Origin of the sequence: Kitasatospora sp. NPDC101157 (genome assembly GCF_044768255.1) — a bacterium.
Taxonomy (GTDB): Bacteria; Actinomycetota; Actinomycetes; order Streptomycetales; family Streptomycetaceae; genus Kitasatospora.
In genome coordinates this window covers 1-24383 of sequence record NZ_JBIWPL010000011.1, presented here as the reverse complement: position 1 = coordinate 24383, position 24383 = coordinate 1, and the positions used below count along the sequence as shown (strand labels likewise).

Below are 24383 nucleotides of genomic sequence, written 5' to 3'. Positions count from 1 at the left end.
CGCCCGCTGACCAGCCGCGGGTGCCAGCCGCCGTCGGCAGCGGCGGGCACCCGGTGATACCGCACCGACATGTCACGTACGGGGTGTCCGAGCTGCCGGTGGCCTGCTCGGGCCACGCCGCCGTGGCGGCGCGAGGCGGGTGGCTCGCACCGGACGGCAGTCCTGGGAGCGGCGGTCAGTACTCCTCGTCCGGGTAGCCCCAGGTGATGGAGGTCTCGGCGTCCGGGGCGACCTCGGCCACGGCGGCGGCGAAGGAGGTCTCGAAGTACGGCTGCCAGCGCCCGAATCCGCTGATGATGATCGGGTACCTGGCCTCGCCGCTGACGTAGTGCACACCGTTGTCGACGACCGGGCCGTAGCTGATCTGGTCCTCGAAACCCTCGTCGCGCAGCAGGTCACCGACGGCCGAGGAGACCGCCTCGGCCTGCGGGGCGTCGGCGAGCTTGGACACGGTGAAGTGAAGATCGATGTTGACGGACATGCCCGCAGGCTACCGGCCAGGCCGTCTCGGCGCCGTCCTGGTACGGGGCAGGGCCCGTTCCCTCCGGTGTCTTGAAGCCGTAGAGAACGGGCCATTTTGCGGGGCCGCCACGCCGTCCACGTCCGCCCTGACGGACTGTGCGTCGTCGGTGCGGCCGGCCATGGCCGCCGAGACAGGATCGGTCGCGCTGCTCATCGGCAGGCTCGACTGGGACGACATCATCACCCGCGAGTCCGGCAGGGCAGCCGGCACGCCACCGACGCCGCCGCGCCCGATCAGGCCGACGGGCGCGGCCGCTGAACCATATGCCCCTTTGTGGCGTCTTCTGCCCCGGTACCCATCCCGATCAAGGAGATCCCACTGTGAAGGTCCACCCCGTTACCGCTCTGTTCCCGATGCTCGGCCCCGACGAACTCCTCGACCTCGCCCAGGACATCGAGAGCAACGGCCTGACCGAGCCCGTCATCCTGGACGCCGACGGCGTCCTCCTGGACGGCCGCGGACGACTCGCCGCCTGCGAACTGGCCGATGTCGAACCCCGCTTCACCACCTATCAGGGCGACGATCCGGTCTGCCTGATCGTGTCCGCCAACCGCCACCACCCGAACACCACCGCGAGCCAGCACGCCATGATCGCCGCGATGGCACGCTCACTGTCCCCGGGCTCGCTCCCGTCCGACACCGCCCGCTGCGGCATCAACGTCACCCGGCTGTCCATCGCCACCACCGTGCTCGAACACGCCCCCGACCTCGCCGAACAGGTCCGCATCGGCACCCTCGCCCTCAACGCCGCCTACACCGCCGTCCGCAGACGCAAGGCTGACGCCAAGGCCCTCCTCGCCCAGCACGCACGACTGCGACGGCACGCCCCCGACCTCGCCGAGCAGGTCATCGCCGGCCACCTCGCCGTCACCGACGCCACCGCGGCCCTCGACTCCCGACAGGAGGAGGAACACCTCCGCCGGCGCGTCGAGGAGATCGACGCCATCCGCCTCGCCGACGGCGACACCACGCCGGCCTTCGCCCGGACCGTCGAAGCGGGCGATGTCGACTGGCGCCGCGCCCACCAGATGGCCGAGCAGTACCTCGCCCAGCGCCACGACGCCATCCGCCACGTCCAGCACAGCCTGGCCGGCATCGCGGAACTCTGGAGCGCCGTCCAGGATCTCGCCCACCACCCTCGGAGCCCCTACGCCCGGGAGATCCTCAAGGGCCTCACCGGCCCGGCGCGCACCCTCGCCCACCGCCTCATCGCTCTCGAAACCGCTTGCGCGACAGGCACGGCCTGATCTGCACCCCGCCGCCGTTACGGCTGAGACAGGTCCGGAAGTCTTCTGCGGCGGCGGAGAACCAACCCGCCGCCGCTGCCCGTGCATACTCCAACGCGCTCCGACGGACCCCGGGTGCCGCATCTGGCCGGCGGCTCCGCCCCGGTCCAGGGCCCGGCCGCTGATCGGCTCAAACGCCGCTCCACCCGGCTCCGGGCGCTCGCCCACCGACCTGGACGGACCAGGGTCCGAGTTGCCGTGCACGAGGCGGAGACCGAAGGAACGCCGCGCAGCCGTCCATGCGGGCCGTGTCAACGCGAACCCGGGAAGACCGTGGCCCGGCGGGCGACCTCGCCCGACTGCGCCCCAGCACTTCCCGGAACGGCGGCCGTCGCAGCCGGCATCGACGGTCAGGAGAATTGTCCGATTAGGACACTTATGCGATGTTAAATCAGCCAATATGGTATTCCGTCAGTTCTTCGTCGGATGTCCATGTGATCTGCATGATACGAACTTGTGTATTCGGGGTCGGTCTGCCTAGCGTTCAGGCTGTCCGCACCTGCGGACCCTGCCGCCGGGACGCCGAGTCCTGTCCACCGGTCGGCCGGACGTCGAGCAGTGCACCGGGCAGGAGCGGGGGAACCAGGTAGTTCGCCGCGCCCTGCTCGGCCCGTTCACGGACGAGATGGGTGTGGCTAGGGGTGAAGCCGCTACGTGCGGCCGGGCTACCTCACGGCCCGAACCCGACAGCTCACCTCGCAGGCGTCGCAGAGGGACGCCCCATGCTGATTTCAGGTACCGGCCGGCATCGCCGTGCGCGCCGGAGACACACCCAGCGTCTGGCCGCCACCGCCGGGATCGCCGGCGCCGGCCTCATGCTGCCGCTGCTGAGCGCGAGCGGAGCCTCCGCCGCGCCCGGCTCCCACACGCAGGCGAGCCACGCCGGCTGGCAGGAGCACCATCAGCACCGGCACCAGAGCGACTCCGACTATCAGCACCGCCACCAGGCCGGTCCACCCGCCGCTCCGGCCACGCCCGACGCCTCGCACGCCTCGCCGTCGCCGTCCGCCCCGGCCTCCCACGCCCCGGAATCCGCGGCCGCGCGCCCCGGCGGCGAGTCCCAGGGCTTCCATCCGGCCTGGCCCTCTGCTCCGACCCCGGCCCCGGCATCCCACACGTCCGCGCCGTCGTCCCCGTCCGCCCCGGTCACGCACGCCCCCGCCCCCGCGGCCCCACCCGCCACCCCGGCCGCGCAGACCGGTTCGAACTCGGACGCCGTGCAGCAGGTCCTCAATCTGATCAACCGGGCGCGGGCCGCGCAGGGTCTGCCCGCCTACACCATCACGTCGGGGCTGACCAGCAGCGCCGAGGCCCACAACCAGGCGATGGCCGGCGGCTGCGGCATGTCCCACCAGTGCCCGGGCGAGGCCGAGTTGGGGGCACGGGAGACGGCTGCGGGCGTCCAGTGGAACGCCGTCGGGGAGAACATAGGCTACGGCAGCGGGGTCTCCAGCTCGGCCCAGGACATCGCCGCCCTGGCGGTCAGCCTGACCCAGGACATGCTGAACGAGACGCCGCCGGACGACGGCCACCGCAAGAACATCCTCAGCAGCGCATTCACCCACATCGGCATCGCCGTCCACCGGGATGCCAGTGGAACCGTCTGGCTCACCCAGGACTTCTCCAACTGACCCGTCCGTCACGGACGTAGGCCGAGGCCGGACCGACCCCGTCCGGGCGGGTCGGCCGCCTCCGTCCCGCGGGCACCCGGCCCGTGGGACGGAGGCGGCCGGAGGATCAGGACCGCCCTGCGGGCAGGCACGCATCCTCTTCAACTTGTGATTCATCCGTTTACGGCGGATCGCCGGGGTCCCCCCGCCCCGAGATGTGAGCCATTCACGTGTACCAGACTGAGCACACGCACCTGTGCGCCGACAGCCGTGGTGGGGTCGGCGAGCACCGCCCGGGCCGCGGCGATCAGATCGGTCTGGCAGTTGGCGCCCAGCCAACAGACGAAGGCCGGTGGGTCCGGCAGATACTGACCTTGGCGCTTCGAGGTGGGCGTGCGCCGGATCCGGAAGGGCGCGTATCAGCCACAGCCGTCGGTGTGGCTGGGCCGAGAGCGAGCTTCGATGTCGAACCCCCTGTTCGGCGCTGCCGTCCGGGCAACCCAAACCTTTGGCCTTCCCATTGACCCAAACGTTTGGGACCGGCATCCTGATCCCTCGTGAAAGGGGTGTCGATGACTCAAGAATCCTCGCCTGAACTGGAATTGCGTCCTCTCCCGTTACGGCAGACCTACCGGCGGCTGGTCGTCGCAGGTCCGGTGGTCGGCCTCATCCTGCTGCTGGCCGCGGGCCGGGTGGTCATGCGGGCCGCCCTGGACGGCGTCGGCGCCCTGCCGGGCGCGCTCATCGTCGTGCTGGTGGCCGGGTCGGCCGTGGCGTGGCTCGGCCTGTCCAGCCGGCAGCGGTCGCGCCGCCAACGGGTCCGTTACGCCGACGGCCGGCTGACCGTCACCGATCGCCGGGGCCGGGCCGCCTCGGTCCGGCCGACCGCCGCCACCGCCCACCCGGTGCTCGGGTCCAAGGGCGGGTCGGTGCTCCTCGTGGTGTCCGGGACGGCGCAGGAGACCCCGGTGCTGCTGCGCGCCGAGCACTGGGACTGGCAGACCCTGGACGACAAGGTGTTCCGGCCGGCCGGTTTCACCATCGCCGTGGCACCCGAGCGCGACAGCAGGCCACGCGCCCTGCGCACGGCCTACCCGGGTCTGCGGCTGCCGTTCTCCGTCGCCCGGCCGGTCCTGTTCGGGCTCCTGGCCGCCCTCGCCGTCATCGCCGTGATCGCGGTGATCGTCACCCTGGTGTCCCTGCCGTACCTGACGGCGGGCAACGGCTCGTGAACTCCTGACCGTCCCCGAGAATGGGGGAAGGACATCCGGGCGGGGAAGGGGGAGTCGGCATGGCGAGTGAGGGCCGTCCGGCGACGTTGCAGGGCATCGCCGAACAGTTGGGGCTGCACGTGTCGACGGTCTCGCGGGTCCTCAACGGCCCGGCCGGCGAGCGCGGCCGCGCCGCCTCCGAGGCGACCGCCGACCGCATCCGCACGCTCGCCCGGGAGCTCGGGTACCGGCCCAACCCCCACGCCACCAGCCTGCGCACCCGCCGCAGCAACCTGGTCGGCGTGCTGTTCCCGCGCCTGTCGGAGATCGTCGTCGCGACCATCTACGAGGGCGTGGAGGAGGAGGCGGCCCGGCACGGCCTGTCCACCTTCGTCACCAACACCCACGACGACCCCGGGACGCAGCGCGAGCGCCTCACCATGGTGCTCGGCCGCCGGGTGGACGGCGTGATCATCGGTGACGCCCACCTGGACGGTGCCGCGCTGCGCGACCCGGCCCTGCGCGCGGTCCCCTTCGTCCTGGTCAACCGGCGAACCGCGGACGCCCCGGACGCCACCGACCTGACCGCCGTGACCTGTGACGACCACCTGGGCGGGCGGCTGGTGGCCGAGCACCTGCTGGCCCTCGGCCACCGGGACGTCGCGGTCGTCGCCGGAGAGGCCTTCGCGAGCACCGGCGCCGACCGCACCGCCGGCTTCGTCGAGCGCTATCGGGAGGCCGGGCTTCCCCTGCCCGCGTACCGCGTCCGGCAGTGCCGCTTCGACACGCGTGGCGGACGCGAGGCCGCCACCGACCTGCTGCGCGGTACCGACCGGCCCACCGCGCTCTTCGCGGTCAACGACTTCGCCGCCATCGGCGCGATGGGGGCGGCCCGGGACCTGGGCCTGCGGGTCGGCCAGGACCTCGCCCTCGCGGGCTTCAACGACACCCCGCTCGCCGCCGAGCTGCCGATCCCGCTGACCAGTGTCCGCTCCCCGATGGCCGAACAGGGCAGGCGGGCGGTCCGGCAGTTGCTGCGGCTGATCGCCGGTCAGCCGGCCGCCTCCGAGCGACTTCGGCCCGTCCTCGTTCCGCGCGCCTCCACCGGGCAGCCCATCGGACCGGGCCTGGGATGACCTGCCCTGGTCCGCGAGAGCCTGCGGCAGGCGCCTTCGACGGCAGCAAGCTGGTCAACGGCCGCAACTCGCGCGCCCCGTGGCCGCTGGCGTTCCCGCTCCCCGAGACCGCCGAAAGACGGACGGAGCTTCCGAGGAAGTTCGCGGCGGCATCGAGCACGGCTACCTCGCCGACTACCGCGTCCTGGCCCCCGTCGTCACCGACGAGGACCTGCGCGACCTGCTCAACCTGCCCGCCGTCGCCGACCTGCGCACCGTCGCCGGCCTGCGCACCCAACGCTCCAACGAGGACCTGTTGCGCCTCGCGTCGCAGGTCGCGGTGCTGCGGGCGGTCGCGGACCTGGACCTGTGCCGTGTGATCACGTTCCACTCGCGGGTGGCGGGGCGGTCCGGGCAAGGCCGGCGAGCAGCAGGTCGATCATGCGGCGGGCCTGGTAGTCGGGGAAGTTCTCCACCCCGATGCACAGGTTGCCGATGGCGATCATGAAGTCGTAGGCCCGTACGTCGGAGCACGTGTATCCAGCGGCAGCGGACACCTTCAACAGCTGGTCGAGCACGGGCATCAGGCGCTCGACGAACTCGTTGTGCAGGCTCTCGAATCCCGCCTGGTCCGAGTGCAGCGCCTCGGCGAGGCCGTGCTTGGTGACCAGGAAGTCGGCGAATTGGTGGACCCACTGCCGCAGGACCTCGTACGGCGTGCCGGCAGTCGGCGCCGCGTCGACGGCGGCGGCGAGCGCGTCGAGCTGATGCCGGAAGACCGCCACCACCAGGTCCGCCCGGGTGGGGAAGTGGCGGTAGATCGTGCCCATACCGAGACCCGACTCCGCGGCGATCTCCCGCACGGGGGCGTCGATCCCCCTGCGGACGAAGACGGCCGCGGCCGCGTCCAGGAGCTTCTGCTCGTTGCGGCGTACGTCGGCACGCTTACGTCCTGCAGATGCTGACGGCGTGTCGGCCGTGGACATCGTGCACACCTCCTGCTTGCAAAGCGGAGCACTGCTCCGTATCGTTATCCGGAGCAGTGCTCCGGATTCTCATTTTGCCAGACACCGCGCAGCAGGAGCCCACTGGGCTCGTCCGAGAAAGGCAATTTCGTGAGCGACAACACGTCCGCCGACGGCGGCAACGACTTCACCACCCCGGTCATCTCCGTCAGCCCGATCTCGCTGGCCGCTCCGGGCCGCGGTCAGGATCTGGAGGTGCGGATCACGGCGCCGACCACCGGCGGCAGCCTGCCCGTCGTCGTCTTCTCCCATGGCATGAGCCTGACCATGGACGACTACCTGCCGCTGGCCGGCTACTGGGCCGCCCGCGGGTTCATGGTCGTCCAGCCCACCCATCTCGACTCCCTCGGCCTCGCCCCCGACGACCCGCGCTCTCCGCTCATCTGGCGCATCCGCACCGCCGACCTCACTGCCGTCCTCGACCAACTCGACACGATCGAAGCCGCTGTGCCCGGGTTGGCCGGTCGTGTCGACCACGACCGCATCGCGGTCGCCGGACACTCCTGGGGCGCACAGACCGCCAGCACCCTCGCGGGTGCACGGGTCGTGGGCGCCGACGGCCTTCCCGGTGAGAGCATGGCCGACCCGCGTGTCAGTGCCGCCGTGCTGCTGTGCCTGCCCGGCACCGGCGGCGCCGACCTGAGCCCGCTCGCCACCCAGTACTTCCCGTTCATGAACCCCGATTTCGCCGAGCTGAAGACGCCCAGCCTCCTGGTCGCCGGCGACCGCGACCAGTCCCCGCTGGCGGTACGCGGTCCGGACTGGTTCACCGACGGCTACCGGCTCAGCCCGGGCGCCACCGATCTGCTGACCCTGTTCGGGGCGGAACACGGACTCGGCGGCATCCAGGGAGCCAACGACACGCGCACCACCGACGAAAGCCCCGAGCGTGTCGCGCTCGTGCAGCAGGCCACTCTGGCGTACCTGCGTACCGCGCTGGGCCTCGACCGGAGCGCATGGCCCACCGCCCGTCGGGCGCTGGCCGCGGCCGATGCCCCGCTGGGAGGCATCGACTCGAAGTGACCGTCCTCCTCGTGCCGACCGACACGCCCAGTTCTGCGTCCGCGTCCGAACCCCCGAGCGGGCAGCGGACCGGCGCCCTCATCCACTCGCCGCTTCCCCAACCGTCGACAGTCCCCGTCTGCGGCGACATCCGGCCCTGATTCTCCGTCGAGGGCGGCCGGGAGCGCGATGAGGAGCTTCTCCTCGCGCCGGTACGACCAAGGCCGTCAGCAACCCGCGAGCCGGACCGGGGTGCGGCTCAGGGCCGTCCGGCACCTGGGCCGCCCTTCCTGCCGCTCCGTCGGTGACGCCGGCCGGTACCGGAGGCGCGCGGTGGGCGAATGGAGCGGAAGCCGTGGCCGCGGGGGATGGACGCGCGCTGAGCGGGAACACGTGCCCGGAGGTTGCATACGGTCGGCGGGCAGGGAGGGCATGTGATGGCGACTTCGGCCGGTGGATCCCGCGCGGTCACAGGCGCGCCGAGCAGTCTGCGGCTGCCCGGCATCGTCCTCGGCGTCGGTCTGGGCGGGTTCGTCGACGGCATCCTGCTGCACCAGCTCCTGCAGTGGCACCACATGCTCTCCAGCACCAACCACGACCGCATCGGGGTCAAGTACTACAACCCGAACACCGTGTCCGGGCTGGAGATGAACACCCTGTGGGACGGCATCTTCCACGCGGTGTGCTGGATCGCCGTTCTGACCGGCCTGGCGATCCTGTACTCCCGCGTCACCCACGACCGGCGGACCGTGTGGGCCTCGCGGGTGCTGTGGGGGTGGATCCTGGCCGGCTGGGGCCTGTTCAATCTGGTCGAGGGCCTCGTGGACCATCAGGCGTTGGGCATCCACCACGTCCACGGCGGCCCGTACCAGGCTTGGTGGGATGCCGGCTTCCTCGTCCTGGGCGCCCTGCTCCTCATCGGCGGATACCTGCTCCAGCGCAGCGGCCGCCTCCTCGACCCGACCGGAGCGCGTGGCTCCGCGCGGCCCGCGGGCCCCACCCGGTGAACGACCCCGGTGCCATGTGCGAGCCGACCACCGGAGGCCTGGGGACGGTGCTGACGGTACTGGTGCTGTTCTGCGCCGCTGCCGTGTACCTGTTCGCCGCGCGCCGGGCCCGGCGCCGCAATCCCTCCAAGGGCTGGGACCGGTGGCGGGTCGTCTCCTGGACGGCCGGGCTGGCTCTCCTGGCGGTCGCCCTGCTGCCGCCCCTCGCCCCCGCGGCGCACACCGACTTCCGAGGGCACATGGCCCAGCACATGCTCATCGGGATGTACGCGCCCCTGGCCCTGGTGCTGGCCGCGCCGGTCACCCTCCTGCTGCGCGTGCTTCCACCGGCAACGGCCCGGCGGGTGAGCGCGCTCCTGCACAGCCCGCCTGTGCGGCTACTGACCCATCCGGCGGTGGCACTGGCCCTGAGCACCGGGACGCTGGGGGCGCTGTACTTCACCCCGCTGTACGACACCACCATGGGGCATCCTGCGGGGCACTGGCTGATGGACGGCCACTTCCTGGCCTCCGGGTGCCTGTTCGCGTACGTCATCGCCGGTCCCGACCCCGCACCCGTCCGGCCCGGCGTGCCCGTGCGCCTCGGGTACCTGGGAACGGCGATCGCCGCGCACGCCCTGATCGCCCAGGCCGTGTACGGCGGGTTCTACGTCCACGTCCACGCCCCCATCGACCAGGTCCAGCAAGCAGCGGAGATCATGTACTACGGCGGTGACATCGCCGAGCTCCTGCTGGCCGCCGCACTGGTGACCACCTGGCGGCCCCAGCGCCGCAGCACGACCCCAGCGCTGCCCCCCGGGCACCCGAAGCCGGCCGCCGTCCGGATCGGGCCGCACGACCTGCAGCCGTAGATCTGTCACCACCCCAGCCGGTCGGGTGCCGCGCCGGCGACCCCCGCAAGGACCGCCGCGCCGCGGTCACCGACTTCACAGCCCGCACCGGCCGGAGTGGCGCGGAGTACGGCGAGAGTTGCTCACGCGACGGAACGCCGGCCACGGCTTCGCGCGTCGAGCACACCGCGCTGGGGGCGACCAGGCCGCCGCACTGGCGCGGGGAATAGAGGCGGTTCGGGTGAGGCACGGAGTGTCCGGGGCAGGCGACGGGAACGGATGGCGCACGTCCAGCCACCGGAGGATCCGTATGCGACCCGAACCAGCCCTTCGACGGAAAGCCCTGCTGCGCTTGGGCGCTGCGCTGCTGGTGACGGCGAGCCCTGCGGCGGCGTGCGCGGCCGGCAACGACGCGGAGACCTACCGGATCGCGTCGGACACCGTGAACGCAGACATCGGGGACCTGAAGCTGCGTGATGTGCTGCTGGTCGCGGATGCGGGCGGCAGCGGCACTGCCTCGCTGTCGGCGTACATCCTCAACCCGGGTGGGGAGCCCGACACCCTGACGGCGGTCAGCCTTGAGGGCGGCGGCTCGTCCGCGGCGGGCGTTGCGATTCCGCCGGGGCAGCCGGTCCTGCTGGGGTCGCCGGGCCAACCGCAGGTGCAGTTGCCGGGGCCGGTCAGCCCGGGCACCTTCCGGCTGGTCGGTTTCACATTCGCCCATGCCGGTCACGGCACGGTCGACGCCTACGTTGTCAGCTCCGCCTCCCCGTCGGCGCAGCTCTCGACGGCTCCCACCGTGGGTCCGACGTCAGGTGTCTCGCCTTCGCTGGCGCCGGGTGGTGGAGCGCCCACCGCCGAACGCTCCGCCAGGCCCACGGACCTCGCCTCGGGCGCGGCGACGCCCGCCACACCCAGCAGTCAGGCTCCCGTGACACCCGCTACTCCCAGCAGCCAGCCCTGATGGGACTCGACGGGCCGCGAGAGAGGCCGCGGTCCGCAGCCGCCAGCAGGTGAGCACCACCCAGCCCCCCTCGACCGTCAACAGTCGCCCGGGGAGTCTCCGGCGCAAGCGGCCCTGGGACACATGCTCGACTTGTGGTCCACCGGCACCGCTGGGGCCCCGGCCGGGCTGCTCGTGGGCCGATCGGCAAGAGAGCCCGCTTCCCCGCGTGCGGGCGATATGCCTCCGGGATAGGCTGGTCAGCAGGAAGTTCGTGATCTCTGGGCGGTTCCACCCGCCGGTCGCCTCGTAGGCGACGACCAGATTCTTTCTGCGGCGACCCGACGGGCGCGGCGCACACCCTCGCAGTTGGCAGAGGTGGGCAACAGCCCGGTCCCTTTCCTCCCAGCCATACCGCGCCTTGCACGCCGAAATGGCGCCGGCTTCCGGGCCCGCAGCTTGCAGCCCCTGTGGAGGTCGGGATGCGAGTCGTCGTTGATCTTTCCCGGTGCGAAGGGTATGCGCAGTGCGCCTTTCTCGCTCCGGACGTGTTCCGAATGCACGGCGAGGAAGCACTGATGTACGACCCCAACCCCGACGACGCCCGACGCGACCAGGTGCTGCGCGCCGCAGCGGCCTGCCCGGTCCAGGCGATCCTGGTCGACCAGTTGGAGGGACGGGACGCACCGGCGGAGGCATCGCCGTCATGACCAGCGCGGACAACCTGCAAGCGTTCAAGCGTGAGGGCCGCATCGTGGTCGTCGGGGCGTCGCTGGCGGGACTGCGGGCCGCGGAGACGCTGCGCGACGAAGGCTTCACCGGCTCGTTGACCATGATCGGTGACGAACTGGGCGAACCCTACGACCGGCCTCCCCTGTCCAAGCAGGTGCTGACCGGGTGGGTGCCGGCCGAGAACACCATGCTGCCGCGACGTCGGGAGGTCGACGCGGAGTGGCTGCTGGGTGTGCCCGCCAGCGGGCTGGACCTGGCGACCAACCACGTGCGTCTGGCCGACGGCCGTGAGGTGCCCTTCGACCGGGTGCTGATCTCCACCGGGGTCCGGGCCCGGCCCTGGTTCGTCGAGAGCGAGGCGGCGCTGGACGGAGTGTTCGTCGTGCGAACGCGCGAGCACGCCGCGGGCCTCCAGCGAGCCCTCGCCGCCGGACCCTCCCGGGTACTGGTCATCGGTGCGGGATTCACCGGCTCCGAGATCGCCTCCATCTGCCGGGAAAGGGACATCCCGGTGACCGTCGCCGAACTCGCGCCGGCGCCGCTGGTCGGGGCGCTCGGGGCCATGATCGGAGAGGTCGCGGCGGACATGCAGCGAGCTCACGGCGTCGACCTGCGCTGCGGTGTCAAGGTCACCCGGCTGGAGGGCGACGCACAGGGGCGGCTTCGCCGGGCCCACTTCGACGACGGCAGCACGATCGACACCGACGTGGCGGTCGTGGCACTCGGGGGCGTGCGCAACACCGACTGGCTGCAGGGCTCGGGGCTGGCGGCGGGCGTCTGGGGCATCGCCTGCGACACGGGGTGCCGCGCCCTCGACCTCAACGGCCTGGTCACCGACGACGTCTTCGCCGCCGGAGACGTGGCACGCTGCCCGAACCCGATCTACGAATACCGGCTCATCTCGCTTGAGCACTGGGCCAACGCCGTGGAGCAGGCCGAGGTCGCGGCACACAACATGGTCAGCGGCCAGGCGGACCGCTGGCCCCACCTGTCGATCCCGCGGTTCTGGTCGATCCAGTTCGGGGTCAACATCAAGTCCGTCGGCGTGCCGACCTTCGCCGACGAGGTGGTCGTCACCCAGGGATCGGTGCCCGACCGCCGCTTCGTCGCCGCATACGGCTACCGGGGCCGTGTCACCGCGGCGGTGAGCTTCAACAACGCGAAGTGGCTGGACCACTACCAGGCACTCATCGAGACGGCCGCGCCCTTCCCGCCTCCATACCCCGCCCCCGACCAGCCCGCCGACGCGAAGCCGGTGCCCGTCGACTTCCCCGGCCCGACCCTGCTCGCCCAGGGCGCCACCGTGGTCGTCACCGGCCACGACCCGAGCGAGAGGCGCGTCACGGCCGCGTACCAGCACCGGTAGGAGGGAAAGCGAGATGACCACGACCGAGACGCCCAGCACGTTGCAACGGATCCTCGACTACTCCTCCCGAGCCGACCCGTACCCCCTGTACGCCGAACTGCGCAAGACGCCCGTGGCCCGGCAGGAGGACGGCAGCTACGTCATCAGTACCTACCGCGAGATCAGCAACGTCCTGCACAACCCGCACCTGAGCTCGGACACCCGTAATCTCTCGCATGCGACAGCCGGAGCCGAAGAGCGGACCACCCCGGCGTTCATCAACCTCGACCCGCCCGCGCACGACCGCCTGCGACGCATGGCCATGCGCCACTTCGGCCCCCCGCACACTCCGGGACTGGTGACCGGCATGGAGGACGACCTGACCAGCATCGTCGGCAGTCTGATCGACGACTTCGCGGGCAAAGAACAGATCGACCTCGTCGACGACTTCGCCTACCCGTTCCCCGTCACCGTGATCTGCCACCTGCTCGGCGTACCACGCGAGGACGAACCGAGGTTCCACGTGTGGGTCAACGACATCATCGACGCGATCGACTACAACCCCAAGACCGACCCCAAGGAAAAACTCGACAACGGCATACAGGCCCGCCAAGACCTGCGCCAGTACCTCGGCGGCCTGGTCGAACAACGACACGGCAGGCCGGGTGACGACCTGTTGTCACGGCTGGCCAACGACGACGGCCCCGACGGGCGGATGACCGACGACGAAATCGTCTCCACCGCCAACCTGCTGCTCATCGCCGGCCACGAGACCACCGTCAACCTCATCACGAACGGCATGCTGACGCTGCTGCGCCACCCGCAGGTGCTGCAGCGGCTGCGGGACCAACCGGACCTGGTCGTGCCACTGACGGAGGAACTGCTGCGGTACGAGCCGCCCGTCCACATCGTTCCCTGGCGGGCGGCGTACAGCGACATCACCGTCGCCGACACCGTGATCCCCAAAGGCTCCCGGATCATCCTGATGCTGGCCTCGGGCAGCCGCGATCCGAACCGCTTCCACGAGCCCGACCGCTTCGACCCCGACCGGCGCGACAACCAGCACCTCGGCTTCGGCAGCGGCATCCACCTGTGCTTCGGCGGCCCCCTGGCCCGGCGGGAAACCCAGATCGCGCTGACCGAGCTGACACGCCGGCTCGACCGCCCCAGGCTCGTCACCGACCCGCCACCCTACCGGCACAGCCCCGTCCTCCGCGGCCCGATCCACCTGCACATCGAGCAGGGCAACAGTTACTGATGCCGCATCAGGCAACGTTCGCCCTGGCCACGACTTTGCGTAGGCGTTCATCGGCGGCGTGCTTGTTCCGCCAGATGACGTAGCGGCGGATCGTGCTGCCCTGTTCCTTGTGGCTGGCGTGGTCGGTGCCGTCGTGGGCGAAGTAGCGGTTCGGTGAGACGGGAAACCTGACCTCTGACAGGCGACCTTGACCGGTGGCCGGGGGAGCGGTGGAGGTTGCTGCACGGGTGTACGGCGATGCTGGGTTGGCGGAGTGTGCGGGCTGCCGTCGGATCGAAATGTGTCGCTCCGGGCGGGAGGGGATGGTTACGCCCGCGCGATGGAGTTGGATGAGGCGCTGGAGCCGTTGCACCGGGTGCTGCTGGAGCGACGCATCGTTGGGTATCCGGAGTCGGTGGCCCAGGCGGTGCGGCTGCCTGGGCAGCACTGGTGTCAGCGGTCACGTGATTCCCCACGATTCGCATGATCAGCGCCACGTAATTCCCCATCGCTGTGGTCACGTTCCCCATGGGACGGCGGAGGAGAGGGAGGTCGCCCGGCCCGCCGAGATTCGGTCGGCTCGGCTGTGGCTGTGGTGGCCAACAGCTCGTCCAGGACGACCCGGACGGCCGGGTGCTGGGTGCCGCTGCGACGGGTCACGGCGAAGACCGAGCGGGTCACGGGTACCGCGAGTGGGTGAAGCACTACGCCCGGAGGGATGTGGTGAATCGCCATCCGGGGGATGAGCGAGACGCCCATCCCGGCCGCCACCATGGCCAGGACCGCCGGGAAGTCCCCGCACTCGGCGATGATCCGCGGGACGAACCCCGCGTTGCCGCAGACCCGTTGGGACATCTCGAAGCAGGTCGTGCGATGCGGGGCACTGATCCAGGCGTGGTCGGCGAGGGCGGTGAGGTCCACCGGTTCGACGGCGTCCGCGCCTTCGTGGGGCACGGTCGCACCGGGCAGGGCGACCACCACCGGGTCGGTGGCGAGCTCGTGGCGCTCGCATCCCGGGGGCAGTGCCGCGGGCAGGAAGTCGTAGGCGTGGGCGACGGTGAGCTCCACCTCACCGCGGCGCAGCGCGGTCAGGCCGTCCGACGGATCCATCTCGGTCAGGCGCAGGCGCAGGCGGGTGCCGTGGCGCGCGGTGAGCCGGGTCCAGGCCGGTGGGAGCAGGGCGGCCATCGCGGATGGGAAGGCAGCGATCCGGACCGTACCGGATACCTCGGTCCGCAGGGCGACGAGGTCTGCCTCGGCGGCTGCCATCTGGTCCAGCATCACCTCGGCGTGGGCCACCAGTACCCGGCCGGCCTCGGTCAGCCGCAGTTTGCGGCCGTCCCGTTCGAGGAGGCGGGTGCCAACTTCCCGTTCCAGCGTGGTGAGTTGCTGGGAGACTGCCGGAGCCGTCAACTGCAGCGCCTCGGCGGTGGCCGAGACCGTGCCGTAGCGGGCGAGGTTGTGGAGCAGGCGGAGCCTGCGCATCTCCATCACGAAAGTGAACCTTAGCAATTCGGCTAGAAAGCCTACATGGACGTTTAACGGTCTGGCCGGAAGACTCGGGGGCGTCCCGGCGCACACCAGCGGTCCACGCTGGCGACGCGGACCCGCGACGCACACCGTCAACACACCCAGCGGCATGCGCCGGCCGCTCGCACCCAAAGGAGGACCACCATGCCGATGATCACCGTGGACATGCGCGAAGGCCGCACCGTGGAGCAGAAGCGGGCACTCGTCCAGCGCCTCACCGAGGCCTTCGTCGAGACCTGCGACTGCCCGCCGGACGGCGTCTGGATTGTGCTGCGCGATGTGTCTACGGACAACTGGGCGATCGGCGGCCGGCTGCAGTCCGACGGCCCCGTCGAGGCATGAGGACTCCAGCCGGGGAAGTGCTGGCGACTCTCGGCGCGCCTGGCCCAGTCCTACGCCACCGACCTCGGCTCCACCGCCTGCCCGGTGGCGCCGCAGGCGCTGCCCGGACACCCCAGACCCAGGGCCGCCAGGCCCCATCCCGCATACCGTGCCGCTCCTTTTCCCGGTGGCGCCGCAGGCGTCACCCTCAGCCCTTTTCGAGGGAAGCCGTCAGGCCCCGGCCCCCAGCAGCCGAAGGCCTGCGTGGTTCTGGATCCCTTTCGAGTCGTCTTTCCGGTGGGGGGGCTTCGTGATGTTCGGGACGGTTCGGGCGGGTCGTTATCGGCCGGTAGGAGCGGGCAGCGAATGATGCTTGTTGTGGGTTTGAAGGCGGAAATTTCAGACGACTGCCGGCCGGATACAGGGTGGTCTTCCAGTCTGTTTCCCGTACGCCTGTTCGGTGACATCCGAAGACCGGGCACCGGTGACATTCACGTGCGCTTCAGGGCGCCCCGCGCTGCGCCGCAGCCCTGGTACTGCACGGGCTTGTTGAGCGCGTTGGTTGTGACAACGAGCTCGGCCCGCAGGATTTCGCCGCGGCCTCCTGATCGCCACCCGCCGCCACGGAAAGGGGCGGCACCGGCCGAGTCGGTGCCGCCCTGCGGGAACCGGGACTCAGCCGCCGTAGCGCCGCTGCCTGGCGGCGAAGCTGCGGACCGCGCGCAGGAAGTCGACCTCGCGGAACGCGGGCCAGTGGGCCTCGCAGAAGTACAGCTCCGAGTAGGCGCTCTGCCAGAGCAGGAAGTTCGACAGCCGTTGCTCGCCGCTGGTACGGATGACCAGGTCGGGGTCGGGCTGGCCGGCGGTGTACAGGTGCGGGGCGATGTCGTCGACGGTCAGGGCGTCCGCGGCCTCGGTCAGTGACGCGCCCGCTTCGGCTCGCGCGTACATCAGGTCGCGCACGGCGTCGACGACCTCCTGACGGCCGTCGTAGCCGACAGCCAGGGTGACGTGAGCGCCGGTGGTGCAGGTGCGGGTGGCCTCGACGGCCTCCTTGAGGGCGCGGGCGGTGCTGTCGGGCAGGGCGTCGGTCATTCCGGCGAGGTGGACCTGCCGGCGGGCGTCCGGGCGGGTGAGGCGATTGACGACCACCTGCTCGATCAGCCGCATCAGGTAGGCGACTTCGGTGTCGCTGCGGCGCTGGAGGTTCTCGGTCGAGCAGACGAAGACGGTGATGTGCTTGATCCCCAGGGCCTCGCACCAGGAGAGCACCTCCTCGACGTGCTCGGCGCCCACCTTGTGGCCGAGGCTCGGATTGGCCATGCCCATCTGTCGGGCCCAGCGGCGGTTGCCGTCCATGATCAGCCCGACATGCCGGGGCAGCGGGCCGGCTATGACCTGGCGACGCAGGCGGCGGGTGTAGAGGGAGCGGAGCAGGTCGGGCATGGGCACCGTCCAAGTGGTTGGGGAGCGGCCGGCCGGTTCCGGCGAGCCGAGGTCGTGTGCGGGCCGCGCGGCTTACGGGACCGACGGCAGGTCGCGTAGGTCGCGCAGGGTGCCTGCGCACACTGCCGTCAGCAGCAGCAGCCCCACGCCGATGCCGGCGCCGAGCGGGTGGAATCCGTCTGCGGTGAGCGAGAGTCCGAGGATGGTCGCGCCGCCGCTGGCGCTGGCGCCGGCGAGGGTCCATACACCTACCCGCAGGCGGCTGGTGCCGGGTGGCACGACGGCGTCCGCGCCCACGCCGGTGAAGATGCGGGGGATCTGGATCGCCCCGAGGCCCAGGGAGATCCACCAGGCGGCGAGCACGACGGCGCACAGGGTGGGGGGCGAAGCGTCTGCTTCCACGCCGCCGTGCACCAGGACGATCACGCCGGCGCCGAGGACCGCCGGTACGGCCAGGCGCCGGAGCGCCCAGCCCAACAGGGTGATCGCGGCGCGCAGCGTGGGCCGGGGCCTGGGTGCGACGAGGGCGATGCCGAGCAGCAGCAGGGTGGTGCAGCCGTGCGTGACCTGCTCCCGGACGCCGTCGGCGGGCAAGGGGCCGGCCTGTTCGGCGGCCAGGTGGCTCAGGAACCAGGCGGCGAGGGCGACGGTGATGCCCATGGTGGCCACCCTCCGCTGGCGCTGTGCCGGGGAGTCGGCGGGCCAGTGGGCCGGGTGCAGCCACATGTCCACGATGCCCGCGATGAGATTGGGCCAGGACTTCCAGCCCGCGCCCCGGGCCTCGTCCTCCACCATCGCGCCCCAGCGCTCACGGAAGGCGTCCGGGTAGAGCCTGACCAGGCTGCGGATGACGACGCTCACGCCGGGTGCACCCCCAGGCGCCGCAGTCCCGCGTTCGCCACCCGGGCCATGGCGCGCAGTTCGCGTTCCAGGACCTCGCGGCCGAGGGACGTCAGCTGCACCGGGCGCTGGCGGCCCTGCCCGTCGAGCGGCTCGATCAGCCGCTTCGACTCCAGCCTGGCCAGCGCCCCGTACAGGCTGCCGGGGCCCAGCCGCTCCCCGGTCAGCTCCTCGATCGCCGCGTTGATGGCGTACCCGTGCAGCGGCCCGTCGGCCAGCGCGCAGAGCACCAGCGTCTGGGCATCGTTGGCTTGCATATCGCTCCTCCCGATCTGACGGAGCACCATACTACGTGCCACGAACTACGCGCCAAGTAGTACGCGGCGTGTACTATCGCCGTCATGCGCGATGACTTGACGATCCATCAACTGGAGGTCGGACACCACGCTCGGCCTGCCGCTGCCGCGGCGCTGCTGGCGTCCGCCGCCGGCGCCGCCGCCTTCAGCCTGTTCGCCTATCTGACGACACAGGTTCGCGTGGTACGGGCGGGCTGCCCCTGGCAGGACGATCCTTACGACGCGGTGGTGACCTTCACCATGTTCTTCGTCCCCCTGCTCGGGGCGCTCGGCGGGGCAAGGGCACTGCTGTGCCGCCGCGACCGGCCGCTGCCGCGCTACCGGATCGAGCAGGTACTTCGGGCCGCGCTGGTCTGCACGCTGCTCGTCGCCGCCACGCTCGCCACCGACTGGGCGGCGGTGGCCGCGCGGGCGGACCGCGCGTCCTGGGACGGCGGCACCCCCTGGCTGATCGCGTCCCTGTTGCCGCTCACCGGGGTGACAGCCGGGAGCCTGCTGCTGCACCGCCGCGCGATCCGACGGCTACCGAAGCCGGTGCGCGGGGCCGAGGACACGGGCGGGGACTGGCTGGACGACCTCGCACCCCTCGCGACCCTCCTCGCCGGCCCCCGCTCGCGCCCGGGGCGCGCACTCGCTGCGCAGATCGGCCGCGGCAAGGTGCTCGGCTTCGTACGCCTCCACTTCGCCCTGCTCGCTGCCGCGGCCGCTGTCGCCGCCGGCCTGCTGGTCGCCACGGGACTGGCCTCCGGCGAGGGCTGGCCCGGGGTACTGCTCTTCATCGTGGAGACCGCAGTCTTCGCGGGCGGCACCTTCGCCTTCACGATGATCTGCAACAGCCTCCTGCGGTTCGCCGCGCCCCCTCCCGCGCCGGGGACGCGACGTGCCGCCCGGATCGCGATCACCGCAGGCGCGTTGGCACTGCCGACCTCGTTGGCGCTGCGGGACACCGCCTGGCAGCTGCTCGGGCTCGGCGACCAGGTCGACTCCATCGGGCAGTGGGCGGCCGCCACACTCGCGTTCGCGCTACTGACGGGCGCACTCACCTTCGGTGTGACTGCGACCGCAGCCAGGGAGTGACAGCGGGAGGCCGGCCTCCCGCAGTGCGCGAAGGAGCGCATCACGCCTGCACCCACAGCTTTGACCACCGGTGGAACCAGCGGCATCGGGGTCCGCCGAGCAGGCAGCATGCGGTGGCCGGCCAGTTCGTGCACCAATCGCTATCGGGCCGCTCAGCGGGTCGCCCTGCCACTCCTCCAGCCCGAGCAGGGCGGAACCACCGTCCACCCGTACGCGCTGTCCACGGCGCGGGTCACATACTGGCGGCGCCGAGGGCGATACAGGCGCCGCCCACGCCGTTGCCGAGCAGGCTGCCGGTGACCTTGAGCGGGACGGTGATCTCCGCGTTGGAGTTACGGACCGTGGGGATGTCCAAGAAACTCAGGAGCGAGGGAAGGGATCCGAGGACTGCTCCTGCCAGGGCGGCGTCGTGGCCCTTGAACTGGCCCTGCGCGGCGCAGTAGCCGATGCGGGCGAGGCTCCCCGCGCCCCAGATGGTGAGGAGGAACGGCGCGACCGTCGCTGCCAGTGCCCGCAGCGACTCGTGGCGGATGAAGGCCAGGGTGATCAGTCCGATCACGGCGGTGCCCGCGGTACCGATGACGATGTCGAGCGCAAGCCCCAGGTCCTGGGCGGTGGACCATTCCCCTCCGGCGTTGGCGAGAGCGACGACGGTCACGGCCCACACGATGTTCACCGGGGTGATCCAGCCGGGCGCTTCCTCTCCGAGCATGTCGGTCACAGTGGCGGGCAGGGCGGCGGTGGCCTGAACGATTCCCGCGCAGACCATCAGCGTGCGGTACACCTCCGGCGTGTGGGCGGACGTCTCTTCGGTGGTGCCGCCATCGGAGAAGACGCCGCCGGGCAGGCCGGCGGTCCGGGGCTGGTCGCCTCAGGGGAGCACGTCGCCGGGGAACGGCTCTTTCTCGGCGCCGTGCGCGATCTTGTAGCCGATGGTGACCGGAACGGCTGCGAGCAGCGCGATCACTCCGCCGACGGTCAGCGTGGTGTCCTCCGGGTGGCCGGCCGCGCGGGCGAGCCAGGACCACAGGGTGTTGAGCGGGCCGAGGTCGAGTTCGCTGGTGAGCAGCGCCTGCACTCCGTCCAGGCTGGCGGTGACCAGAGCGGCCAGGCCGTCCAGGAACGCTTTGGCGACCGTCAGCGAGGCCTTGGCGAAGTCACGGACGGCATCGATCAGTTCACCGATGCCGCGGGTCGATCCGCCGTCCCGCAGCAGGTCCCACAGACCGCCGGCCAGCTCGCTCGCACCGTCGCCGAACTGCTCCCAGGCCGTTGCGAGTTCCTTGCCGAGCTGGGCCAGGATCTCCGCGATCCCGTCGCTCTCACCGCCGGTGCCCGCGAGGTCGGGGGCGTAGGTCTGCACCTTGTCCATCGCCCAGTTCCGGTGCACGTCGCCGGAGTGGGCGGGGCTGGTGTCCGGGTGCTGGTCCCGCTCTGCGCCCGGTACCGGGGAGCCGATCGGCATCGCACCGCACTCCTCGCGCAGCCTGGCGAACGTGGTGTCGAGGCCCGCCTGTTGTTGCTCCAGCCATCGGTCCGCGGCTCCCCGAGCGTGCTGCACGCCCCGGCCGAGCATGGGCAGGAAGCCCTGGACGGACTGTTCCAGTGCCTTCTTGGTGTTCCAGATCGCCCCGAAGTCGAACAGGGCCCGTAGCCACCGGATGACGTCCTCAAGAGCGGCTTCGATGGCGCGGAGCACGCCCACCACGAAGTTCGCCGCCTGCTGCAAGGCGTGGACGACCAGTTTGACCCCGTTGACCAGTGTCTCGCCGATCCGCAGCGTGAACGTGGCGACCTTGCCGGCCGCGTCGACCACGACGTGCTCGACGGCGACGGCACCGCTCTTGACGGCCTGCCAAAGATCCCCGGCGAGTTGCTCGGCCGCGTGCCAGCCCTCGACCGCGGTGTTCCTGAGCCAGTCCCAGGCGTCGTCGAGGATGGAGTAGTACTCCGGTTCGCCGGTCAGCTGCTGGTACTGGCGGATGTCCTCACTGGTGTGCAGGAGCGTGAAGGTGGCGGGGGACGGTACCTGCGCGGAGAAGGTGGCCCCGGCGCCGGTGGTGGTCGGGGCCCGGTAGGCGAAGCCGGCGGCACCTTCCGCGTCCGGGATCGGCGCGCCGATGCCGGCGGCGGCGGCGCGCACCGTCTTCGCGACCGCGGCCAGATCCTCCCCCTGTCTGTGCCCGGGGATCAGGGAGAGACGCCGACCGTCGCCGTGGTCCACCGTCGCCGAGCGCAACGCGCCTCCCTCGGCGTCGAACGGGCCGAGGCCGCCGCCCGGGTTGGTGGGGTTCAACTGTTCGCGCCGTCCGGCGAGGTAGGCGTGCACGCTGTGCCCGGGCTGCAGTTGTACGGGCTCGGCGAGCTCGGCGGCCTCCAGCAGCAGCTGGGGAGCCGCCAGCCCATCGGCGGGCAGGGCGATCGTCAACCGCCCCATCGCGTCGGTGCGCAGGGACAGCGGCTCGCTGTTGAGCAGCACGGAGCGGCCGCCGAGGGTGACGCGGCAGGCGGCCGAGGAGGCCGCGGTGCGCAACGTCACCGGGTGGTGAGCGAGGACGGCGCCCCGGTCGTCGGTGAGCTGTGCCTCCAGCCGGTGCCGGGTGACCTCGTGGGCCACGCCGTGCGGCGGCTTGCCGTCGGCGGCGCGGATGCCGGGCACCCGCACATCGGTCTCCTGCCACATCCCGGTGGCCGGGTCCTGGACGTCCAGGCGCAGATGGCCTCCGTCGACGCCGTGTGAGAACACCGCGGTGCCGCCGTCCGGTGCGTGGCTGACGGAGATGCCGCCCACGCCGTCCGCGATCGGCAACGGTGCGAGCCAGCGCGGGTTCCCGGACGCCTCCCGCTCGGTGCGCCGGTCCTCACGCATCACCCGCAGGGTGTTGTGTTCGTCGATGCCGTACAGGTCCCAGCTGGCGTCCCAGGCGCTGGTGCCGGTCATGTGCACCGCATCGGCACGAAAGGGCAGGGCGCCGATCGTGATGTTCTCGGCGAGCCGCCCCTCCGCGTCGAACGTGCAGCGGTGAAGTGCGCCGTCCTCCGTGCGCACCAGGGCGAAGGCACCGGAGGTCGAGGCGTCTGCGACCAGGACCTGGGCCACGCCCGCGCCGAGGTCGTAGTCGAGCTTGCTGGTCTCGTGGGCGACATCGATGAGGGCCGAGACCACGCGCAGCTTTGCGTGGCGCCGCCCGTCGGGATCCTCGTAGCGGGAAAGGCACATCACCCGGGCCGGGCCCCTGGCTCCGCCGCCGGTGGGGCGGCTGGCCACCGCGACCCGCGCGTCGGCGGGCACCGGGATGTACGGGGAGAAGTGTCGGTGCTGTGGCGGCATCCCGAGCACGAAGAACATCGACGACTCCGGGTGGTGGCCGTAGAGCAGGGGTGCGTGGTGAGGGGAGTAGGCCACTTTCAGCCCGGTCACCGCGCGTGTCCACTCCGGCATTTCCTGGGGCGGCTCCCAGGTGAGGCCGTCGCCCCGCAGCCATGACTGGTACAGCCTGCCCTCGGCCCGGAAGAAGCACCACACCGCCTGCTGCCCGCACTCGGCGACCACCATTCATCGGGCATGTGACCGGGGAACGGCTCACTTGCCTGCCAGCCGCTCTCGTGCGCCGGATCGACGGCCAGGTGCACCACCCGAGCGGTGCCCGTGGAATCGTCCAGCACCAGTGCCTCGTGCCGCGCCTGTGCGGCGACGTCGGTCCGGAACGGGTTGTGGAACGCGGCCAGTGCCCGGCGCTGCCCAGCCCCGATGGGCACGTGATCGCCCAGCGCGACGTCCTGGCTGAGGGAGTCGGTGACCGCTACCCGAATGTTCCGCACACGCTCCGGCATGATTCGTACCGCTCCTGTTCCGGTAGAGGGGATGGCCTTCGACACGCGGCCGACACCTCACCTTTGGCGAACAAGTGCGGCCAGACTGCGGGACGTACTGACGGGTCGCCCTCAAGAGTGGAGAACCGTATACGGACAGGTGTTGTCTCGGCGGCTGTCGGGAGCGCCGGATATCCCGGAGAGGCAGCAGCCGACCAGGACCACCGGCAGAGGCCCGTGAGCTCACGCCATCACGCTGCCTGCCGCCACACCCCTCCGCTGCGCACCGGGCCCAGCAGCTCCTGCGCTCGGCATCCGCCCAGGGCGCAGCGTCACAGCAGCCGCGACGCCGCCGCCCGGATCAATGGCCCGGTCGGCGTGATCGTGAGTCAGGAGGAGAGGGGACCGAAAGAGGCGGGTAGGCCGCGCCGGTCCAAGGGGATGGTCGGTCAAGTACACGCTGCTGCAGCCGCTGCAGCCGCCGGGCTGCGACCAGTGGATGGCCCTGGCGCCTGGTGCCTATGACAGGGATTGCAGACATGTGGCTCCGTCGACGGACTCATCGACGCGGTCGAGGAGGCCTCGCCGAGGCTGAGGGCCTGGCGGGAGGAGATCGCGCGGGGTCTTGGGCCCGGCCCGTGCATGCCAGGGCAGTGGGCTTGTGAGCTGCTGCAAGCGAGGGCTGACAGCGGGCCTAGCCACGCCACCCCAACCCCCTTGCCGGACTGCTGAGCAGACCGGCAACGCCCCACGATGGACCCAGCCGCCGGACCCCGGGGGTGGCATCGTCCGGTCGGTTGTTCCCCGTCGGCCAGGGGTGGTGGCGGTCTTGATGGCGGTCGGCTGGTGTTGACTCAGCGTGATGGCGGTGGGTCGGTCGGTGATACGGCCGGGGCCCGTCCAGTGAGTGCGCTCACAGGGAAATGCGGTGCACGACGGCGAATAGTGGTGTCCGTTTTGTCCCATTTTGAGACCGTTTGACGAGCGACTCAAGCGTATTGGCGCAGGTCGGAAGGGTCGGCGGGGATGAGCGGCCCCCGCGCGGCCCGTCTCTCGGATCGGTGCCGGCTCGCTTCGGCTACGACTGCGGATCGTAAGGAGGGGGTCTTGGCGACCGCCGATCCGGTCTGGCAA

General features: G+C 71.3%; 21 protein-coding genes, 1 pseudogene and 1 riboswitch. Of the genes and pseudogenes, 13 read left to right on the top strand and 9 right to left on the bottom strand.

From position 1 onward, the window contains the following. Positions 1–175: 175 nt before the first annotated feature. On the bottom strand, positions 176–481 hold the full coding sequence (locus tag ACIRVF_RS22160) for a hypothetical protein (protein ID WP_402820307.1): 306 nt from the start codon (positions 479–481) through the stop codon (positions 176–178). Positions 482–843: 362 nt separating this feature from the next. Here ACIRVF_RS22160 and ACIRVF_RS22155 point away from each other — a divergent pair, with 362 nt between their 5' ends. The 4 genes from ACIRVF_RS22155 to ACIRVF_RS22140 all read left to right on the top strand — a co-directional run bounded on the left by ACIRVF_RS22155 (position 844) and on the right by ACIRVF_RS22140 (position 5766). Next, complete coding sequence (locus tag ACIRVF_RS22155) at positions 844–1770, top strand: hypothetical protein (RefSeq protein WP_402820306.1); 927 nt, start codon at positions 844–846, stop codon at positions 1768–1770. Positions 1771–2360: 590 nt separating this feature from the next. Further along, positions 2361–2529: riboswitch (cyclic di-AMP (ydaO/yuaA leader) on the top strand. A 2-nt stretch (positions 2530–2531) separates the two neighbouring features. Then, positions 2532–3440 carry a CAP domain-containing protein gene (locus ACIRVF_RS22150; protein WP_402820304.1) on the top strand — a complete coding sequence of 303 codons (909 nt, stop codon included), beginning with the start codon at positions 2532–2534 and terminating at the stop codon, positions 3438–3440. A 551-nt stretch (positions 3441–3991) separates the two neighbouring features. Then, positions 3992–4651, top strand: a complete 660-nt coding sequence (locus ACIRVF_RS22145) for a hypothetical protein (RefSeq protein ID WP_402820301.1) — start codon at positions 3992–3994, stop codon at positions 4649–4651. 59 nt (positions 4652–4710) lie between these two features. After that, on the top strand, positions 4711–5766 hold the full coding sequence (locus ACIRVF_RS22140) for a LacI family DNA-binding transcriptional regulator (RefSeq protein ID WP_402820299.1): 1056 nt from the start codon (positions 4711–4713) through the stop codon (positions 5764–5766). Positions 5767–6125: 359 nt separating this feature from the next. Here the strand turns inward: ACIRVF_RS22140 and ACIRVF_RS22135 are convergent, their stop codons facing one another. After that, positions 6126–6731: a TetR/AcrR family transcriptional regulator gene (locus ACIRVF_RS22135; protein ID WP_402820297.1), complete on the bottom strand. Its 606-nt coding sequence runs from the start codon at positions 6729–6731 to the stop codon at positions 6126–6128. 129 nt (positions 6732–6860) lie between these two features. On the opposite strand from ACIRVF_RS22135, the gene ACIRVF_RS22130 reads away from it, so the two are divergent. From ACIRVF_RS22130 to ACIRVF_RS22100, 7 genes are all read left to right on the top strand, one after another. Further along, positions 6861–7793: an alpha/beta hydrolase family protein gene (locus tag ACIRVF_RS22130; protein WP_402820295.1), complete on the top strand. Its 933-nt coding sequence runs from the start codon at positions 6861–6863 to the stop codon at positions 7791–7793. A gap of 416 nt (positions 7794–8209) precedes the next feature. Further along, entirely contained in the window at positions 8210–8779 is a 570-nt protein-coding gene (locus ACIRVF_RS22125; protein WP_402820293.1) for a DUF2243 domain-containing protein, read from the top strand. Between the two features lie 14 nt (positions 8780–8793). Further along, positions 8794–9630 (top strand): cytochrome c oxidase assembly protein, encoded by an 837-nt coding sequence (locus ACIRVF_RS22120; RefSeq protein ID WP_402820291.1) that lies wholly within the window; start codon positions 8794–8796, stop codon positions 9628–9630. A 289-nt stretch (positions 9631–9919) separates the two neighbouring features. Beyond that, positions 9920–10573, top strand: a complete 654-nt coding sequence (locus ACIRVF_RS22115) for a hypothetical protein (RefSeq protein WP_402820288.1) — start codon at positions 9920–9922, stop codon at positions 10571–10573. Positions 10574–11034: 461 nt separating this feature from the next. Further along, complete coding sequence (locus ACIRVF_RS22110; RefSeq protein WP_402820286.1) at positions 11035–11262, top strand: ferredoxin; 228 nt, start codon at positions 11035–11037, stop codon at positions 11260–11262. Continuing rightward, a complete protein-coding gene (locus ACIRVF_RS22105; RefSeq protein WP_402820283.1) occupies positions 11259–12650 on the top strand; it encodes an NAD(P)/FAD-dependent oxidoreductase in 1392 nt (463 codons plus the stop codon). Before ACIRVF_RS22110 ends, ACIRVF_RS22105 begins: the two co-directional genes overlap by 4 nt. Positions 12651–12663: 13 nt before the next feature. Continuing rightward, positions 12664–13887 (top strand): cytochrome P450, encoded by a 1224-nt coding sequence (locus tag ACIRVF_RS22100; RefSeq protein WP_402820280.1) that lies wholly within the window; start codon positions 12664–12666, stop codon positions 13885–13887. 7 nt (positions 13888–13894) lie between these two features. Here the strand turns inward: ACIRVF_RS22100 and ACIRVF_RS22095 are convergent. Next, positions 13895–14038, bottom strand: a pseudogene (locus ACIRVF_RS22095) (transposase); the annotation flags it as partial. A 281-nt stretch (positions 14039–14319) separates the two neighbouring features. Next, complete coding sequence (locus ACIRVF_RS22090) at positions 14320–15351, bottom strand: LysR family transcriptional regulator (RefSeq protein ID WP_402820277.1); 1032 nt, start codon at positions 15349–15351, stop codon at positions 14320–14322. A gap of 108 nt (positions 15352–15459) precedes the next feature. Between ACIRVF_RS22090 and ACIRVF_RS22085 the strand changes: the two genes are divergently transcribed. Next, the gene (locus ACIRVF_RS22085; RefSeq protein ID WP_402820709.1) at positions 15460–15738 is read left to right on the top strand and encodes a 4-oxalocrotonate tautomerase family protein; all 279 of its coding nucleotides are present in this window, start codon (positions 15460–15462) and stop codon (positions 15736–15738) included. 654 nt (positions 15739–16392) lie between these two features. Here the strand turns inward: ACIRVF_RS22085 and uppS are convergent. From uppS to ACIRVF_RS22070, 3 genes are all read right to left on the bottom strand, one after another. Continuing rightward, positions 16393–17169, bottom strand: coding sequence for a polyprenyl diphosphate synthase (uppS, locus tag ACIRVF_RS22080; protein ID WP_402820274.1), 777 nt, complete (start codon positions 17167–17169; stop codon positions 16393–16395). Between the two features lie 66 nt (positions 17170–17235). Next, entirely contained in the window at positions 17236–18024 is a 789-nt protein-coding gene (locus tag ACIRVF_RS22075; protein WP_402820272.1) for a hypothetical protein, read from the bottom strand. Next, positions 18021–18320, bottom strand: coding sequence for a PadR family transcriptional regulator (locus ACIRVF_RS22070; protein WP_402820269.1), 300 nt, complete (start codon positions 18318–18320; stop codon positions 18021–18023). The genes ACIRVF_RS22075 and ACIRVF_RS22070 overlap by 4 nt, the downstream gene beginning before the upstream one ends. An 84-nt stretch (positions 18321–18404) precedes the next feature. Between ACIRVF_RS22070 and ACIRVF_RS22065 the strand changes: the two genes are divergently transcribed. Next, on the top strand, positions 18405–19436 hold the full coding sequence (locus ACIRVF_RS22065; RefSeq protein ID WP_402820266.1) for a hypothetical protein: 1032 nt from the start codon (positions 18405–18407) through the stop codon (positions 19434–19436). Positions 19437–19668: 232 nt separating this feature from the next. On the opposite strand, the gene ACIRVF_RS22060 is transcribed toward ACIRVF_RS22065, so the two are convergent. Both ACIRVF_RS22060 and ACIRVF_RS22055 read right to left on the bottom strand, forming a co-directional pair. Further along, complete coding sequence (locus ACIRVF_RS22060; protein ID WP_402820263.1) at positions 19669–20220, bottom strand: hypothetical protein; 552 nt, start codon at positions 20218–20220, stop codon at positions 19669–19671. 87 nt (positions 20221–20307) lie between these two features. Further along, a complete protein-coding gene (locus ACIRVF_RS22055; RefSeq protein WP_402820260.1) occupies positions 20308–22992 on the bottom strand; it encodes a hypothetical protein in 2685 nt (894 codons plus the stop codon). Between the last annotated feature and the right edge of the window lie 1391 nt (positions 22993–24383).